Consider the following 15,127-nt stretch of genomic DNA (forward strand, 5'->3'; position numbering starts at 1 on the left):
TATGCAATCGAACTCAATAGAATTTTGAAAATTGTCTGATTATTCTTTTTCTTCTTTAGCTTCTTTGGTGTCTTGATCGGCTTCTTCACTGCCTTTGTTGACAGCTGTCTTAAATTCAGCAAACATTTTGCCGATGGACTGGCCCAACTCAGGCAGGCGTTTTGGTCCAAAAATCAAGAGGGCGCCCAGGATGATGATGATCAATCCTGGTGATCCAATATCACGTAAAATTCCCATTAGTTTCTCCTTTTTCTTGAATAGATGACTTTACTGATGGCGACACTGACTTCAAATAAGAGGATCAAAGGGAGTGTCATAGCCAAGTCACTGATAAAGTCTGCAGGGGTTAGCACGACGGCTAAGACCAGCAGAACAAAGTAAGCATAACGTCGGTAGGTTATTAAAAACTGTGGTGTCAAAAGTCCAATCGAGGTCAGAAAAGCGACCAAAACTGGTAACTCGAATAAGACCCCTAAAGGCAAGGTAGTGTGCCATAAGAAGGTTAGATAATTTTGTGCTGTTAATTGGGTATCAAACAGCCCTTCTCCCAATCGCATCAGGACCTCTAAAATAGCTGGACTGACAAAGAAATAACCAAATGCAAGCCCCAGTACAAAGCAAATAAAGCTAGCTGGGATGTAGGCAAAGACTGCACGCGCCTCCTTCTCCCTCAAAGCCGGCCTTACAAATTGCCAAATCTGGTAGACAATAAAGGGCAAGGTCAGGCTAAAGGATGTGAGATTGGCCAGCGATACATAGATCCAGAGAATATCATTCGGTCCCAGTACCAGCAGTTTTTGATGCAGGCTAGCCGTCAAGGCTTGATAGATTTCTCCTCCAAATACAAATGCTAGGATGAAGACGATAATATAGCACAAGACCACTGCGATCAATCGTTTTCGAAATTCGACCAAATGTTCAACAATAGTCATTTCATCTGCTCTACTCTTTGCCATGTTGTCTCACCGTAACGAGTGCGATCAAGGCCACAAAGATACCTTGAGGAAGAAGAACTTCCCAGCTTGGATAGATCCCCGCCCAATCGATGGTTGGAAGTCCATTGACCAAATGGCTAGGTAGGATATTGGTCAACTGCAGGGCGTGAATGCTGACACCGAGCATCTTGAAGGCCAAAGCGTAAATCAACCACGTCAGAATGAAAAAGATTCGATGAGGTTGGATAGCTTGACTGGCCTTGGTCATGGCCACTGCAATGATGATGAGAACGGCTATGGCAAACCCTATTCCCAGTAAGAAATTCGCGGTTGTAATCCGCGGAATGATCCCGACATAGAAGAGAATAGTCTCAGCCCCTTCACGAAAGACTGCTAAGAAACTGAGGGCAAACATCGAGACAAAGCTTCCTGTAGCCGTCACGGTCTTCATTTGACGGTCCATAAAGGCATTCCACTGTTTGACAGAGGACTTGCTGTGGAGCCAAATTCCGATGAGGATCATCATGACCACAGCGAAAATCCCAACGCCACCTTCAATGATTTCTCGGTTAGACCCCGAAGTAACGGCTGGAAAAGCTACTTGCAAAACAAGAGCAATTGCTGCACTGGCAAGAACACCAGCGATAGCTCCACCGTAAACCCATTTGAGACCTTTCCTCATCTTAGCGGCCTTAAGGGTCGTCACAAGCGCCATGACAATCAGAAGGGCTTCTACTCCTTCACGCAGAAGAATCAACATGGCATCAAAAGCGTTGTAAGAAGCTGTCGTATCGATCGCAGACAAGTCTCGGATCAAGGCTTGTAATTTCTCTTGATAGGCCTTTTCTTTCCCCTTGACCATTATAACCGGGGATTCACTCTCTACGCGCGTGTAGAGACTTGGATTGGTCGTGCTAACATCTCCCTCGATGGTTGGCCAGATCGTGATGAACTGCTTCATAGTCGCTGCAGCAGACTTATCGTCGCCGGATTGGAATTGGCTTTGCGCCTTCTCCAAAAGCTTGATCCCATCGTTCAGCGTCAAATCCGTACTGGCACTGCTAATGGCTTCTCCTTTTACAAAAGCATCAATCCCATTTTTGAGGTCATCATAAGAGGACTGGATGTTGGTGAAATCGGTAGGCTCTGTTTCAATACTACTGCGTAAGAGCGAAATGGCCGTCTCGATTTTGCCATAGTAGGCTGTGCTGTGATCTCTTACCACCGCTTCGTTTCGCGTCCATGTGTTATTGAGATCTGCATAGGTTTGACGGGTTTTATCCAGATCCTTAGCCGTAATGGCCTCTTGTAGGTTCTTAAAGTAAGGAGCGAGGCGACTCACGAGTTTGTCTTTTTCCGCCTCTAAATCGACCGGATTTTGCTCTTTTTCAAAAGCGAGCAAGGCTGATGAGATCTTGGTGAGATCGTCTTTAGTTACCTCCCCTTTTATAGCTAAGGCTTGGCTAACTTTTTTCCCTGCCTTGGAATCATGGTGGTCTTTGGATTCAAAAGCAGCCTGAATCTCAGCGATCAATTCCTTGGCCTTATCCTGGTCCTTATTTTGTACAGCTGTTGTTGCATCTGTAATCTTGATAAAGAGATCGCTATAAGACTCCGCAGATACTGGATGAGTCCAGAACAAGGCAAGAAGGCCTAAAAGGATCAAGAGTTTATTCAAAGAGTGCTTGACCAAGATACCCTCCTTTCTCAACGCCTGCAAAGCAAGCAAAGAGTCCACTTCCGATATGGGTGATGTACTCGTTCATTTTGTCTACTGCGCCCAAATTGGTTTGGATTTTGACAAAGCTGTTCGGATCTTTTTGAAAGGCGATAAAGATCAAGCCGGCATCAAATTGCCCAGTCTGTTCATTGATGCCATCCGAATAGGAATATGATCGGCGTAAAATCGGTCGATCGACTTCTTTGGCCAATCGAACATGTGAATCAACTGGTAGTTTAGATAAATCTACTTCATCAAATTCGTTGGTTTTACCAAAGGGAGCACCGGATTCCTTGTAGCGACCAAAGGTGTTTTCTTGCTCCTGCAAATTGGTCCGATCCCAAGTTTCCAAGTGCATTTGCACTAGGCGAAGAGCCATATAAGAACCACCCTTCATCCAGTCCTTGCTGTCAGTCCAGACGACCTTGTCAAAGTCTTTCTCAGTCGTGACATTTGCTGTTCCATCCTTGAAACCAAAGAGGTTACGGGGCGTTTCTTTTTGGTCACCAATAGCTGCAAATCCTGATTTGCTCCACTTCATGGTAATGGTATTGCGACCCTTACGAATCAGATTTCGCACCGCATGAAAGGCTACTTGCTCATCATCCGCACAGGCCTGAATGACGATATCACCACCTGTATATTTGTCCTGCAACTGCTCCTTTGGAAATGGAGGCAAATCACGAAAGAGTTTCGGACGTTTGGCCTCCAAGCCCAGTTTCTTTAGAAAGGAAGCCGAAACCCCAAAAGTCAAGCTCAAGCGATAGGGGTTGAGCCCTACTGTTTCACCTGTATCTGTTGGTGGCAAAAGGGCATTGGCCCCATCTTTTTTGACCAACTCTCCTTCGACTAATTTACTACTATAATCAGTCCAGTCTTTAAAGAGCTGGATGACTTCTTTTTTGTCCGTCGTGTGAAGATCTAATACAACCAAGTAGCAAGCCTTCTGCATGGGCGTTGTAATCCCTGCTTGGTGCTTGCCATAAAAGGAGATGTCTTCATCCCCATCATAAGCTTTTTTGCTGGAACTGTCTTGATTAGCGAAAAAAGCAGATGCACCAGAGAGACCCAGCGCTAGACCAGCCCCTCCAATACCTGCTTTTTTAAGAAATTCACGACGGTCCATTTTTTTATCTAAAAATTTTTCGTCAGCCATGTTTCTTATTTCCCATCTAAAATCACACCCATTTGAGACAAAGGTTCGCCAAGTTTGGTCACAGCTTCTGCCAATTCCTTGGTATCTTCCTTGGATAAATCTGTGTAAGACTTATAGTTTGAATCATCTGTCATGTGTTTGTCCAATAGAGCATTGACATTTTTGAATTCTGCTTCCAAGGTTTTAACCAATTTAGCATCTTTTTTCTCAATCAAGGGTTTAAAGAGAGAGAAGATCTTTTCAGCCCCTTCAATATTAGCGCGGAAGTCGTAAAGATCTGTATGAGAGAAGACTTCTTCTTCACCCGTAATCTTTTGCGTTGCCACTTCATTGAGCAGATCGACAGCTCCGGTCAACATGATATCCGGTGTGACTTCTACTGTAGCAATTTTAGCTTTCAACTCCTTGATATCGTTCACCAGTTGGTCAGCGTATTTGTCTGTTCCATCTGTAGTATTGTTTTCCCAAAGGATACGCTCAATCCGGTGGAAACCTGACCAGCCATCTTCTGATTTATTTTCATCTACATAATCCACCAAGCGGTAGTCGATTTTGACATCCGATTCTCCAAAGGTTTCAGCAATCGGCTCAGACCGTTCATAGGCCATGCGGATTAAGGGGTATTGCTTTTTGGCTTCTTCCAAATTTCCTTCTTTTAGGGTAGCACGGAATCCTTCTGTATCCTTGAGCAATTGGTCAATTTGCATTTCGACAAAATCTTTGTATTCAGCCGTCGCATTGTCCAAGGTCTTCTGGTCAGCCTTTGACAACTGCACCGTTGAGCTAGTTTGCGTCTTTTGACTGGACTGTTTGCTAGTAGTATTTGCACACCCTGCTAAAAGAGCAACACTCAATAAGAGTAGACTATATTTTTTCATGAAAGACTTCTCCTCTTTTGTTCTTGGAGTTATTTTACCAGAAGTTTTCTCATTTTTCAACAATTGTCTGAAAATTTAATAATAGAAAGACTTTTCTAAGAAACTGTCTTTTACAAAAGAATATCCTTGACTCGTCCAATTTCGGATTCTTTCACCACCACAAAAATGCTATCACCTAGATACAAGCGGGTCGCACCATTGACCGTATAGCTCTTACCACTTCGCATTTGCGTGGTGATCAAAATATCTTGGGGGAGTTCGAGTTCATGAACTTGTTTCCCTGCAATCTTTTCGGATACAGGAATCTCAATCAAGGTCAACTCTCCTTCTTCTTGAGCCTTATCAGGTAAGAGTTGCTCCAGCATGGCTTCATAGACTGGTGCTCCATGGAAGAGATCCATGATCATATAAGCCAGCAAGGTGACCATACCCAGTGGCATTAAACTACGAATATCACCGACCATCTCTGTTACCAAAATCATAGCGGTTAAAGGAGCTTTCGAAATAGCCCCAAAATACCCACTCATTCCTAAAATAATGAAGAGAGGTAATTGATTTTGGGAGATAAAGCCAATGTTTTGGAGGAAAGTTCCAACGATCGCGCCTAAAAGAGATCCTAAAGCTAGAATGGGCAAGAAAATTCCGCCAGGTAGACCACTACCATAGCTCAACATACTCCAGATGAAACGGATCGCAAAATAAAGAAGGATGGTCAGCACTGGATACGGTACTCGAGCCAAATCCAAGACCAATTGATTTCCACCACCAAGAATTTGGGGAAGAAAATAGCCGATTGGAAGAATCAAGACAAAGGCAAATAAAGAAGAATAATGAGAAGGAACATGGAAAATCTTCTCAAGTAAGCAATACAATCGACCGATATTGAGAACCACTATTTCGTAGACATACCCTGCTGCCCCTAAAAAGACTCCTAGAAAAAGATAAATCCAGTACTGAGACAGATGGAGTGGCGGAATATTTTGTGGCATATGAAGCACTGGTGTTTGACCAAAGACATTGAGTGAAATAAAATTAGCCGTCAAACTAGCAGCCAAGGTTGAAATCCAAAAGAAGCGTGAAAAATGATGGTAGACCTCTTCAACCACAAATAAGAGCCCCGCTATAGGTGCATTAAAGGCAGCGGCAAGGCCAGCAGCAGCCCCACTTGCAATCAAAGACCGCTCCTCAACCGGACTGACCTTCAAATGATGGGCCACTCCTTTTCCACCCATTGCCCCTAATTGAATACTAGGACCTTCACGACCAAGCATCAAGCCACTTCCGATGGCCAAGACACCTAGAATATACTTCTTCCACAAGGTATCCCACCAGCTTACCGCCAAGAGCCCCTTAAGTTCTGCTTCGACTTGCGGAATTCCTGATCCTTTGATATCCCGATTGGTGCGAATAAGTCGGCCAGCAATCAGTACGATCACCCCATACCCCAACAGCATCGCCAGCAAATAAAGTGGTTGACCAGACATCTCCTTGTAAACGCCTTGAACAAAATGAAAAATATGTTCGATCAAAAAACGAAAACTTGAGACGATGCAGCCCACAACGATCCCAACCAGAACACCTCTGACAATATGGGCCACAATTGAACTAGAGGCAAAATGAAATTCCTTTTTTAAGGCTTCTTCTTTAGCAGACATTCCCTAACTCCTTCAAACTCTTATCCTATTCATTATACCTTATTTCACTGCCTCTGAATACATGGAAAATCAGAAAAAAACAAAACTAGCACCGCTAGCTTTGTTTTTCAATTATTCATTATTCAGCAGTTAAAGCTGCCATTGTAATGTAGTTGTATGGTTTGTTGAAGTGTGGCAAGAAGAATAAGTCAGTCAAGGCCAATTTATCAATCGTCACGTGTTCTTGAATCGCAAGTGAGAACATGTGGATAGCCATTGAGATGGCACTATCACGTGATACCATTTGAGCTCCAAGGATTTGACGAGTGTCTTTATCATAGACGATCTTGATACCAACTTCATAGTTATCGTGTTTGATAAATTCAGGTTTTTGAAGGTCGTTGAAGCCAGTTTCAGTGGCATTGAAGCCTGCAGCTTTCGCTTTTTCAAGAGTCAAACCAGTTGAAACCATGTGAAGGCCGTAGATAGAAATACCGTTAGAACCTTGAACACCGATTCCCTCTAATTCATGACCAGTCGCATTGTAGGCACCAACAATACCTGAACGAACCGCATTAGATGCAAGAGCGATGTAGCTCATTTCGTTACGAGCGTTATCGAAAATCGTCGCACAGTCACCAACTGCGTATACACCTGGAAGTGACGTTTCTTGTTTCTTATCAACAAGGAAGGCACCGTTGCGGAAGAGTTCGATCTTACCATCAGCAAGAGCTGTATTAGGACGGAAACCAACAGCCAAGATAACCATATCTACATCGAAGGTTTCTTTATCGGTTACAAGGCGTTCTACCTTACCATCTCCTTCAACCGCTTGAACAGTTTGTCCAAGTGCCAAACGGATGTTGTGGTCTTCCAAGTTTTTCGCCATGATGTCAGTGAAGTCTTTGTCGTAGTAACCATTCAAAACAGTGTCCACGATATCCACCAAGACAACATCTTTACCAAGACGTTCGAAAGCTTCAGCAAGTTCAACACCGATGTAACCACCACCAACGACGGCGATACGATTCAAGTGTTTGCTGTTGTCTTTCAATTTTTCGATCACTTCTTCAGCGTTTTGGTACAATTTAACGAATTGAAGATTTTCAAGAGTTGCTTTGAATTCGCGGTTACCAGGTACGATTTCAACTCCTTTAATTGGAGGAATGATTGGTGTTGATCCAGTCGCAAAGATCAATTTTTCGTAAGATTCTTTATGTTCTTTTCCATCAACTTCCGCTGTAACCACTTTGTTGTCATAGTCAATTGAAAGAACAGGTGAATTCATGTAGACTTTTGCACCTTTTGCTTCCAATTTTTCTTTGTCAGAGTAGAAAAGACCTTCAGGACCATCGATTTGTTCACCGATCCAAAGCGCCATCCCACATCCAAGGAATGAAATGTTTGAGTTTTGGTCAAAAACTACAATTTCATTTTCATTTCCGAAATTATCTAACATAGTGTTGATACAAGCTGTTCCGGCATGGTTAGCCCCTACAACAACGATTTTACTCATAGAATAAATCCTACCTTTAATTTAATTTACTTCTTGAGTATATCATAAAAATGATATCGGTTACAATTATTTTGCTCAGAATTTGTGATCTTTTTTTCAATTTTCCAGAAAATCCCACTTCACATGTTTCAAAAAATGTCAAACAATATGCTTGAAATGATTGTGAAAACGATATCTTTTTGATATACTGTAAGTAAGTGAAAATAGGAAAGGATAGATTTTTAGTGGACCTAAGTAGTCGATCCGAACGTTTGATGGGAACGACCATCACTGTTTCGATCTGTCACCCACAAGCGAATGAACTCTTAGCCCGCTGCTTTGAACTTCTTCGCTCCTACGAACATCGCTTCAGTGCCAATGATGCAAGTTCTGAACTCATGGAGGTCAATTACCAAGCTGGTATTGCTCCTGTCCAAGTTCATCCAGATCTTTTTGAACTGATTGCATTAGGAACCTTGCATAGTCAAGCTCAAAACAGCCATTTAAACATCGCCATTGGTCCTCTTGTACAGACCTGGCGAATTGGATTTTCAGATGCTAGACGTCCCCAGCAAGGGGAAATTAATCAAGCTCTGACCATGATCGATCCTCACCGAATTCAGCTCGACCCAGAAAACCATACGGTCTTTCTGACACGTCCTGGAATGAAGATCGATTTAGGTGCCTTGGCTAAGGGCTATAGTGCAGACTGCATTGCGACCTTTTTAAAGAGCCAGGGAGTAACAGATGCCTTGATCGATCTTGGAGGAAATATCCTCACTGTCGGTCAACATCCCGTCAAACAGCAACCTTGGCGGATTGGCATTCAAAATCCAGTCGAAAAAAGAGGTCAGCACCTACTGGTCCTCTCTGTCAAGGATAAATCTATTGTCACCTCTGGCATCTACGAGCGTCATTTAGAAGTTGACGGCCAGTCGTTTCACCACATCTTTGATAGCGCGACGGGCTATCCGGTCGAGACAGACTTAGCCAGTATCACCATCATATCTGATCGATCCGTAGACGGGGAGATATGGACTACCCGCTTGTTCGGGGAATCTCCTGCTTCTATCCTCAACACTGTTGAATCACTTCCTGGTATAGATACCTTATTGGTTTCTCAATCAGGCAAGATCGCCTATACAAGTGGGCTTCAATCTTATTTATAATTCTCCTATCAGAAAGGAATTTTCCATGATAAAACTTATTGCGATTGTGGGGACTAACTCCAAACGTTCTACAAACCGTCAACTGCTTCAATACATGCAAAAACATTTTGCTGATAAGGCTGAGATCGAATTGGTCGAAATTAAAGATATCCCTGTCTTTAACAAACCAGCCGACAAACAAGTTCCTGAAGCTGTCTTAGATATTGTTGCAAAAATTGAAGAAGCTGATGGGGTCATTATTGGAACTCCAGAATACGACCACTCTATTCCAGCAGTCTTGATGAGTGCACTCGCTTGGCTCTCATACGGAGTCTTCCCATTGTTGAACAAACCGGTCATGATTACTGGGGCATCATACGGTACGTTGGGATCTTCACGCGCCCAACTCCAACTTCGCCAAATCTTAAATGCTCCTGAAATTAAAGCGAATGTCTTGCCAGATGAATTCTTGCTCTCTCATTCATTGCAAGCCTTTGATCAAAATGGAGACTTGGTGGATTTAGATGTCATTCAAAAATTAGATGCGGTCTTCAATGATTTCCGTGTGTTTGTAAAAATCACAGACAAATTGCGCAACGCCCAAGAATTACTTCGCAAAGATGCTGAAGAATTTGACTGGGAAAACTTGTAAGATAGGAGACAGAAAAGAATGAAATTTGTTGGACTTGTAGGATCGAACTACGATCAATCATATAACCGTAAACTTTTGGAATTCATTCGCCGCCAATTTAAGATCAAATTTGAATTGGAAGTTCTTGAAATCGACGAAGTTCCAATGTTTAACCAAGATGAAAAATGGGACGAAAGTTTCCAATTACGTCTCTTATATAACAAAATCACTCGTGCAGATGGTGTTATCATTGCCACTCCAGAGCACAACCATACGATCTCTGCTGCTCTCAAGTCTGTTCTTGAATGGCTCTCTTTCGAGGTGCATCCATTTGAAAACAAACCGGTTATGATCGTCGGTGCTTCTTACTATGATCAAGGGACTTCACGTGCGCAAGTTCACCTCCGTAAGATCCTCGATGCCCCAGGTGTCAATGCTTATACCCTTCCAGGAAATGAATTCCTTCTTGGAAAAGCAAAAGAAGCTTTTGACGAAGACGGCAATATCATTAACGAGGGAACCGTCAAATTCCTTGAAACCTGCTTGGATAATTTTATGAAATACGTTGAGGTTGTATCTAAATTGAAAAAACCAAAACCAATTGAACCAGAAGACTTGGATTGTAATCATCCAATCGCTACAACTGTTACTGAAGTCGATCCTGACGATCCAGATTGGGTAGAAAAAGTAGCTGAAATCACTGGTGCCGTTTCCGGCGATACCTATGTCAAACTCGACCACGGTATCCTAACCGTTAACCAAATTGATATGTTCTTAAAGGCTATGCCATTTGAATTGACCTATGCCGATGATAACAACCAATTCCTCTACTACAACAATGCCCATCAAGATCCTGATACCATGTTTGCCAAACGCGTGCCACCTCAATCAGGAAGCCGGATGTCAACCGTTCATGGTTCCCTACCACCAGCACGTATGAAAAACGTGGAATGGGTGATTGGTACCCTTCGTAACGGTAACCAAGACTATGTTCGGACCATTGTTCCAGGATCTCCTGAGGGTGTGATCAACACTCACAACTACCAAGCTATGTACTATGAAGATGGTTCATACGCTGGTATCAATGAGATTGTCTTCAACTTCAAACCATGGTTGGACTGGTACCTACAAACAACAGGACAACGTCTAGTTGGCGGAAGCGGTCCATTTGCTCCTGCTGGTGGACACGGTAGTGCAGATGCAACTTCTGGTGCTTCAGATGCTGGAGGACATGGTGACGGAGGGCACGGAGATGCCGATGCCACTTCTGGTGCAAGCAACTAATAAAAAAATGAAGCTTCGTGCTTCATTTTTTTATTGTAAGTCTTTGATGATCTTCTTAGCATCTTCGTTTGAAATTGCCCCTAATTGGACATGTCCAATTTTCCCATGACTGTCTATAAAGACTTCTGTAGGAATAGAGCGAACCTGATAATCTGCAAATGCAGAACCGTCTGGATTGTACAAGACCGGTACGGACTTGTAATCTTGTTGATCAAACCATTTGACGAATTCTTCTTCTGTTTTTTCACCTTGGAGTCCTGGTGCCATAATGGTCAGAATTTCAAAGTCTCTATCCGTATCCTTGACCAATTTCTCTAGTTCAGGCATACTTTGCCGGCAAGGGCCACACCAGGTTGCCCAAAATTTCAAATAAACCTTCTTCCCTTTGTAGTCTGAAAGTTTAACCGTATTCCCCTTCATATCCTTTAGTTCAAAGTCACTAGCGTCTTTTCCTACCAAAGCATTCTTATTCGTTGTTGTATTCATTGTTGGCTGATTGTCCATACTACTCTCACTGGATTGATTCATGGAACAAGCTGACAGCAAAGCTAAAGAGAGAACTGAGAAACAAGCGTATTTAATACCTTTCATCATGTGTTATACCTCCGGATTATTTTATGAAAAGATAGATGACAAACTGTTCAATTGTCCCAAGAGTAAGAGAATTCCCATTAGAATAATGATGGCTCCGCCGATTTTCTTCAGCAATAACAAATGGGGTTTGAGACGATTAAAGTAAGGTAAGACCAGACTAGATGCTAAGGCCAACAGTAAAAACGGAAGAGCCATTCCCAATGTATAAACAAGGAGATAAATAGCTCCCATAAGAGCATCTTGCCCATCTGATGCTGCTAAAGCAAGAACTGATCCTAATACCGGACCAATACAAGGCGTCCAACCAAAACTAAAACCAAGACCAAGGAGAAAAGCTGAAAACAATTCATTCTTCTGTTTGTTGGCTCCAAAATCCATTGTTTTTTGCTTTTCAAGGAAATGAAAATGAAAGACTTCCATTTGATGAAGACCAAGGATAATGATGAGGGCTCCCATCAGATAACGGAACCAATTGGTGTACATGATCTTTCCAAGCAAGCCCGCTCCAAAACCAATGAGGAGGAAAATAACAGAAATACCTGCAATAAAACAAAGGGTTTTCAGCAAGCCATGCCAGCGAATTTTTTTCCCGAACAATCGGATAGCCTTTTCCTGATCACTTCCTAGCAAGATTCCAATATAAACCGGTAGCAAAGGAAAGACACAGGGAGAAAAGAAAGACAGAATACCCGCAAGAAAAACTGTCAATGAAAAAATGATTGGATTCATAGTTCACTCCGTATATCGATATGCTACATTCAGTATAACATTGACTGACCTAAAATAAAAATTTCTGCTACGTTTTTTTACTAAAGTTTGGATTTAGATCCTAGTTTCAAAAGAAAAACCCTAAAGCACAAAACTTTAGAGTCTAAGTTGTGGTGAAAAACTAAAAGAATACATAAGGCACATTCAAGTATACATTGAAACTTGCCGCCGTGAGAAAAGTGCCTGAAACACAATTGTTTCAGGCACTCGGGAGTTTTGGAACCTCAGGTCCAAAACTAAGTCATGGAACTTCTATGAAGTTCGCTGACGTCCTTACTCACCTAAGGAAAGTTTCTAAGAGGATATTATCTTCAATCTATTTCTAAAGCACAAACCTTTAGAGTTTCTAATATAACTTATTCTTCTGCCGTTTGTTTATTTGGTAATACGAGCGATAAAAGAATCCCGATAACTACTGGCACTAACCATGGAAGAGATTGAGCTGCAAATGGAAGCAAAGAAATCCCCTTTTCAACTAGTGAAATTTTAAAGGTATTTGCCAGAACACTTGCAAGAGAGACCAAGCTGGCCAAGAAAATAGTCAGTTGCATTCCTGGTTTTGATAGAGCCACAAATTTATTCACTATCACAATCAATACAATGGTAATGGTGATTGGGTAAAGAATCATCAAGACCGGCAATGAAAAGGCAATAATGGCATTCAAGCCAAGGTTGGCAATCGCAAAACCGATCAAAGTGAAGACACTTGCATAGACCTTGTAAGAGACCTTAGGGAAGGTGCTATGGAAGAATTCACTGGTAGAGACGATTAAACCAGCGGTTGTGGTAAAGCAAGTTACCGTCACCATTCCTGCTAGGAAAATCTGAGCAGTCGGACCAAAGATCGCTTTGGTCGCTTCTGATAATACATACACCCCTTTATTGGTATCAGATGCCATAACAGAAGCTGGAATAGGAAAATGATTCCCCAGATATCCTAAACCGATATACAGCACACTAAAACCAAGGGCTACAACAATTCCAACCAACCAAATAGTCTTGATGTATTCTCTCTTACTTGAAAATCCAAGTTGATTCAAAGTAGTCACTGCGATCACACTAAAGGCAACAGATGCCAAGGCATCCAAGGTATTGTACCCCTCTAAAAATCCTTGCCCAAAGGCAGATGCCTGATAAGCTTTTGTAGCCACCATTGGAGCATGCCCACTGTATTTTAGAGCTCCAAGAACGACTAAGATCAAAATGAGAATCGCAAAGATCGGGGTCAAAATACGACCGATTCGATCTAGAATCTTAGATGGATTCAAAGCAATCAAAAAAGCAAGCAAAAAGTAGACCAGGGTAAAAATGAAAAGTGCTAAACTGGCATTCATTCCACCTAATAAGGGGGCTGTCCCCACTTCGAAAGATACCGTCGCCGTTCTTGGAATGGCAAAGAAAGGACCAATCGAAAGATACAGCGCAACTAAGTATACAATTGCGAAAACAGGTGAAATCTTACGAGAAATCTCATCAATATAACCTTTGGGATTGAGTGTCCCGATAATCAAGGTCACAATGGCAATTCCCACGCCTGAAAGGACAAACCCAGCAATTGCTGGCCAAAATTGATTACCCGATAAAGCACCAAGAGTCGGCGGGAAAATCAGGTTTCCAGCACCAAAAAAAATACCAAACAGTAATAAACCTGTCAGGGAACCTTTTCGTAACATACGATCTCCTTAAAAAAACGATAATCTTAACTTTATCAAATTCATTTGAAGAATGCAACTTATTTGCATGAACAATCCGCTATTTCTATCAGTCATTATGGTACAATGGATGTAAGATTTTACGAGAGGTAAAACATGTATCTATATCTATTCTGGTTATTTCCAGCTCTTATCTTTTTATTGTTCTTTATGAGTGATCGCAGAAGGCTTTTCAATGCTTATCTCTTTTCAATAAACCTGGGGCTTCTTCTACTGATTTCTGCATTTCTACTAGTCGTTCGAACTGAGCTATGGTTCAATCAACAAATTGCAATGATTGTCTTTGTAGTGATTTCCATCCTCGTTTTTCTCAGCATTATTATCTCATCTATCTTTCTCCTTTTTAACGGTCGTCAAATGATGCTTTTTGAAGGAAAAAGACTGGCCAACCTCCTCTCTCTGCTTTATGGACTGTTTATTATCGGAGCTTTGGCACTACATTTTCTACCCTATTTCCCAGGGAATGACATCCTCATTTATCTGACTGACTTCACCTTGTTTTACATGACTTTTCTCTACCTCTCTTATGTTTCCTATGGGACTTTTTGCAATCTCTTTCCAGTTCGCAAAGAGCCAGACGCCATCATCATCCTTGGCTCAGGTTTGATCGGAGACAAGATTCCCCCACTCTTGGCCCAGCGTCTTGAGAAGGGAAAGGCCGTCTATGAGCAGTTCAAGAAACGACCAAAGTTGATTGTTTCTGGTGGTCAAGGGTCAGATGAGCTGATCGCTGAGGCGGAAGCGATGGCCAGATACTTGATGGAACATGGGGTTCTAGAAGACGCCATTCTCATCGAGAATCGCTCTCGTACTACTTTTGAAAACCTGACCTTTAGCAAGCGTATCCTTGAAGAAGAGGGGCTTGGCAAGCGAGTCCTTGTGGTGACCAATTCTTTTCACGCGCTCCGTGCAGGTGTCTTTATGAGACGATTGAAAATACCTGGTCGAAGTATCGGTTCAAGAACAGCTTTTTACTATCTCCCATCCGCTTGGATTCGAGAAACCGTTGGCTTGGTTTCACTCTATTGGAAATGGCATGTTACCTTCCTAGCTCTTCTGTTTCTACCTTGGTTCTTTACACAAATCATGAAACTGATTGAGTTCTTCATTAAATATCTAAACTAAAAGAGAGTGGGACAGAAATCGGTAATTCGTTAGAATTCGATTTCGTC

At 42.2% G+C, this 15,127-nt stretch carries 14 protein-coding genes; 4 read left to right on the plus strand and 10 right to left on the minus strand.

Annotated features, from left to right (window positions below; translation table 11 throughout):
• Positions 1-39 precede the first annotated feature (39 nt).
• The 7 genes from ADG03_RS07485 to nox all read right to left on the minus strand — a co-directional run bounded on the left by ADG03_RS07485 (position 40) and on the right by nox (position 7,839).
• On the minus strand, positions 40-237 hold the full coding sequence (locus ADG03_RS07485) for a Sec-independent protein translocase subunit TatA/TatB (RefSeq protein ID WP_049473237.1): 198 nt from the start codon (positions 235-237) through the stop codon (positions 40-42).
• Positions 237-956: a twin-arginine translocase subunit TatC gene (gene tatC, locus ADG03_RS07490; protein WP_049473238.1), complete on the minus strand. Its 720-nt coding sequence runs from the start codon at positions 954-956 to the stop codon at positions 237-239. The genes ADG03_RS07485 and tatC overlap by 1 nt, the downstream gene beginning before the upstream one ends.
• Complete coding sequence (locus ADG03_RS07495) at positions 943-2,628, minus strand: FTR1 family iron permease (protein WP_049473239.1); 1,686 nt, start codon at positions 2,626-2,628, stop codon at positions 943-945. The genes tatC and ADG03_RS07495 overlap by 14 nt, the downstream gene beginning before the upstream one ends.
• Positions 2,606-3,811 carry an iron uptake transporter deferrochelatase/peroxidase subunit gene (efeB, locus tag ADG03_RS07500; protein ID WP_049473240.1) on the minus strand — a complete coding sequence of 402 codons (1,206 nt, stop codon included), beginning with the start codon at positions 3,809-3,811 and terminating at the stop codon, positions 2,606-2,608. Before efeB ends, ADG03_RS07495 begins: the two co-directional genes overlap by 23 nt.
• Before the next feature lie 5 nt (positions 3,812-3,816).
• Positions 3,817-4,689: an iron uptake system protein EfeO gene (gene efeO, locus ADG03_RS07505; RefSeq protein WP_049473241.1), complete on the minus strand. Its 873-nt coding sequence runs from the start codon at positions 4,687-4,689 to the stop codon at positions 3,817-3,819.
• Positions 4,690-4,799: 110 nt separating this feature from the next.
• Positions 4,800-6,344, minus strand: coding sequence for a ClC family H(+)/Cl(-) exchange transporter (locus ADG03_RS07510; RefSeq protein ID WP_049473242.1), 1,545 nt, complete (start codon positions 6,342-6,344; stop codon positions 4,800-4,802).
• Between the two features lie 118 nt (positions 6,345-6,462).
• Complete coding sequence (nox, locus tag ADG03_RS07515) at positions 6,463-7,839, minus strand: H2O-forming NADH oxidase (protein WP_003001563.1); 1,377 nt, start codon at positions 7,837-7,839, stop codon at positions 6,463-6,465.
• A 224-nt stretch (positions 7,840-8,063) separates the two neighbouring features.
• On the opposite strand from nox, the gene ADG03_RS07520 reads away from it, so the two are divergent.
• From ADG03_RS07520 to ADG03_RS07530, 3 genes are read left to right on the plus strand one after another with little or no spacing between them, the layout of a single operon-like run.
• On the plus strand, positions 8,064-8,987 hold the full coding sequence (locus tag ADG03_RS07520) for an FAD:protein FMN transferase (protein ID WP_338151654.1): 924 nt from the start codon (positions 8,064-8,066) through the stop codon (positions 8,985-8,987).
• A 25-nt stretch (positions 8,988-9,012) separates the two neighbouring features.
• Complete coding sequence (locus ADG03_RS07525; RefSeq protein WP_023918073.1) at positions 9,013-9,618, plus strand: NADPH-dependent FMN reductase; 606 nt, start codon at positions 9,013-9,015, stop codon at positions 9,616-9,618.
• Positions 9,619-9,636: 18 nt separating this feature from the next.
• Positions 9,637-10,881 (plus strand): NAD(P)H-dependent oxidoreductase, encoded by a 1,245-nt coding sequence (locus tag ADG03_RS07530; protein ID WP_023918071.1) that lies wholly within the window; start codon positions 9,637-9,639, stop codon positions 10,879-10,881.
• Positions 10,882-10,911: 30 nt separating this feature from the next.
• On the opposite strand, the gene ADG03_RS07535 is transcribed toward ADG03_RS07530, so the two are convergent.
• From ADG03_RS07535 to brnQ, 3 genes are all read right to left on the minus strand, one after another.
• Positions 10,912-11,475, minus strand: a complete 564-nt coding sequence (locus ADG03_RS07535; RefSeq protein ID WP_080976928.1) for a TlpA family protein disulfide reductase — start codon at positions 11,473-11,475, stop codon at positions 10,912-10,914.
• Positions 11,476-11,496: 21 nt separating this feature from the next.
• A complete protein-coding gene (gene ccdA2, locus ADG03_RS07540; protein WP_049473243.1) occupies positions 11,497-12,204 on the minus strand; it encodes a thiol-disulfide oxidoreductase-associated membrane protein CcdA2 in 708 nt (235 codons plus the stop codon).
• A gap of 395 nt (positions 12,205-12,599) precedes the next feature.
• Complete coding sequence (gene brnQ / locus ADG03_RS07545; RefSeq protein WP_049473244.1) at positions 12,600-13,916, minus strand: branched-chain amino acid transport system II carrier protein; 1,317 nt, start codon at positions 13,914-13,916, stop codon at positions 12,600-12,602.
• 135 nt (positions 13,917-14,051) lie between these two features.
• Between brnQ and ADG03_RS07550 the strand changes: the two genes are divergently transcribed.
• Positions 14,052-15,080, plus strand: a complete 1,029-nt coding sequence (locus tag ADG03_RS07550; RefSeq protein WP_049473245.1) for a YdcF family protein — start codon at positions 14,052-14,054, stop codon at positions 15,078-15,080.
• Positions 15,081-15,127: the final 47 nt, after the last annotated feature.

It is taken from the genome of Streptococcus parasanguinis (assembly GCF_001069785.1).
GTDB classification, from domain to species: domain Bacteria; phylum Bacillota; class Bacilli; order Lactobacillales; family Streptococcaceae; genus Streptococcus; species Streptococcus parasanguinis_T.

Bases quoted from the DNA above. Each gene is read 5' to 3' on its own strand.
- ADG03_RS07485 (WP_049473237.1), bottom strand. From the start codon at position 237: ATGGGAATTTTACGTGATATTGGATCACCAGGATTGATCATCATCATC.
- tatC (WP_049473238.1), bottom strand. From the start codon at position 956: ATGGCAAAGAGTAGAGCAGATGAAATGACTATTGTTGAACATTTGGTC.
- efeB (WP_049473240.1), bottom strand. From the start codon at position 3,811: ATGGCTGACGAAAAATTTTTAGATAAAAAAATGGACCGTCGTGAATTT.
- efeO (WP_049473241.1), bottom strand. From the start codon at position 4,689: ATGAAAAAATATAGTCTACTCTTATTGAGTGTTGCTCTTTTAGCAGGG.
- ADG03_RS07510 (WP_049473242.1), bottom strand. From the start codon at position 6,344: ATGTCTGCTAAAGAAGAAGCCTTAAAAAAGGAATTTCATTTTGCCTCT.
- nox (WP_003001563.1), bottom strand. From the start codon at position 7,839: ATGAGTAAAATCGTTGTTGTAGGGGCTAACCATGCCGGAACAGCTTGT.
- ADG03_RS07525 (WP_023918073.1), top strand. From the start codon at position 9,013: ATGATAAAACTTATTGCGATTGTGGGGACTAACTCCAAACGTTCTACA.
- ADG03_RS07530 (WP_023918071.1), top strand. From the start codon at position 9,637: ATGAAATTTGTTGGACTTGTAGGATCGAACTACGATCAATCATATAAC.
- ADG03_RS07535 (WP_080976928.1), bottom strand. From the start codon at position 11,475: ATGATGAAAGGTATTAAATACGCTTGTTTCTCAGTTCTCTCTTTAGCT.
- ccdA2 (WP_049473243.1), bottom strand. From the start codon at position 12,204: ATGAATCCAATCATTTTTTCATTGACAGTTTTTCTTGCGGGTATTCTG.
- brnQ (WP_049473244.1), bottom strand. From the start codon at position 13,916: ATGTTACGAAAAGGTTCCCTGACAGGTTTATTACTGTTTGGTATTTTT.
- ADG03_RS07550 (WP_049473245.1), top strand. From the start codon at position 14,052: ATGTATCTATATCTATTCTGGTTATTTCCAGCTCTTATCTTTTTATTG.